This window comes from Shewanella sp. 11B5 (genome assembly GCF_002836795.1).
In the GTDB taxonomy this organism is placed as follows: Bacteria; Pseudomonadota; Gammaproteobacteria; order Enterobacterales; family Shewanellaceae; genus Shewanella; species Shewanella frigidimarina.
In genome coordinates, this window is the sequence record NZ_PJAP01000712.1 from 1 (window position 1) to 1,942 (window position 1,942).

At 42.1% G+C, this 1,942-nt stretch carries 1 protein-coding gene and 1 pseudogene; both read left to right on the forward strand.

All coding sequences use genetic code 11. From position 1 onward, the window contains the following. The first annotated feature begins 38 nt into the window (after positions 1-38). Positions 39-1,031 carry a class 1 fructose-bisphosphatase gene (locus tag CXF78_RS15645; RefSeq protein ID WP_102037305.1) on the forward strand — a complete coding sequence of 331 codons (993 nt, stop codon included), beginning with the start codon at positions 39-41 and terminating at the stop codon, positions 1,029-1,031. A 207-nt stretch (positions 1,032-1,238) separates the two neighbouring features. Continuing rightward, a pseudogene (locus tag CXF78_RS15650) lies at positions 1,239-1,942 on the forward strand (hypothetical protein); the annotation flags it as partial.

Below are 1,942 nucleotides of genomic sequence, written 5' to 3' on the forward strand. Positions count from 1 at the left end.
CATCGACCTTAACCTCGCAAAATCTCATAGGAAAAATCATGCAGACTTTGGCACAAACCCTTAGCGTACAAGCCGTAAACGCGTCTTTAACACAACTACTATTAACCTTAGCTGACACCTCAAAAGCCATTAGTGGTGCGGTTCGTCACGGGGCATTAGCGGGCGTTTTGGGTGCAACAGAGCAAGAAAATATTCAAGGCGAAACCCAGAAAAAACTGGATGTAATCACCAATGACATGCTTAAAGATGCCCTTAAAGCCGATGGCAATGTACGTGGTTTAGCGTCTGAAGAAGAAGATTATGTGGTTGAGGTGAATGCTAAAGGTGAATACCTGGTGTGTTTTGATCCACTCGATGGCTCATCAAATATCGACATCAACTCATTAGTGGGTACTATATTTTCAGTATTACCTGCACCCGCTGGTGAGTTAAACGAACAAAGCTTTTTACAAGCTGGCCGCAAACAAGTTGCTGCGGGTTATGTGTTGTATGGCCCATCAACCATGATGGCGCTAACCACAGGCCAAGGCACTCAGTTTTATACTCTTGCTCCAGACAGCCAAGAGTTTTTACTGACCGACGATAGCGTGCAAATAACCCCAGACACTGCCGAGTTTGCCATTAATATGTCAAACCAGCGTTTTTGGGAAGCACCAATGCAAACCTATATTGCCGACTTATTACTCGGAGAAATAGGACCTCGTGAGCAATCATTTAACATGCGTTGGATTGCAGCAATGGTCGGTGATGTGCATCGTGTATTGTGCCGTGGCGGGATATTTTCTTACCCGACAGACAATAAAAACCCAGCCAAACCGTTCAAGTTACGTTTAATGTATGAAGCCAACCCAATGGCATTGCTAGTTGAGCAAGCTGGCGGTAAGGCATCAACAGGTTATGAAACTATTTTGGACATTCAGCCAACCGAAATTCATCAGCGCGTTGCGGTGATTTTAGGTAGCGCTAACGAAGTTGATACCTGCTTGAACTACCATGGTATTGATTACAGCGAAGATCCATCAATCGATTAATTGATTATGCTGTAGAAAAACCGCCTTCTGGCGGTTTTTTCATTTATGTAGTGCAATTGAACTGATTGATAATCTGACTAAAGTGAACAAATACAGTGAACCACAATGTTGCATTGTGGTCAGGAAACGAGAGTAAAGAATCATTTCTTTACAATAACTTAAATACCCACTAAGTTATTTTAAGGAAATTAATAAAGGACTATAACGATGCCGCCCGCCAGATCATCGAACAAAAATAAATACATTGCGGCTATTTTACTCTTATTGCTTATTAGCATGAGTGCTTATGCTTATCTGATGTCCACTAAAACCCCTACAATAGAAACTGGCACTATTTTAGTACTTCCAGTGCAACTCGCAACAGACAATACAGACTTACAATGGAATCGCTATGCCGCGATGGATATGCTTATCAATAAGCTCAATGTCGGTGTTAGTTACCCATTGCTGCAAACCGAAGATATTATAAATATCATCTCGCTTATCGCTAATGACCACTTGAGCCAAACTGTCGACATTCAGCAATTAATGGCTGTCTCTGGTGCGGGGTTGGTGATTGAATCCAGTATTACCGGCGCGAATAATCAATATCAATTAGCATATACATTACATCAGCAGCATCATACAAAAGTGGGAGTCATTAACGCTTCAAGTATCGAGCAAGCGTTATTAACAGCAGCAAACGAGATTACTGAGCAGCTCAATTCACAACACAATTTACAACAGAAGCAACAAAATAAGAAGACAGCAACTCAATACCATTCACGTCTTAGTTCCCCTCTGTTGTTCAATGCAATAACACAGCTACAACTTAGCGACACTAAAGCTGCTGAGCAGCACTTATCCAAGCTCATACGCTCCACACCAGACAACTTAGTTTCCATGCGTCTGCTAGCCAGCATCCAATTACA

What these genes read in the sequence shown, in the direction of transcription:
- CXF78_RS15645 (WP_102037305.1), top strand. Translation starts at nt 39, where the DNA reads ATGCAGACTTTGGCACAAACCCTTAGCGTACAAGCCGTAAACGCGTCT.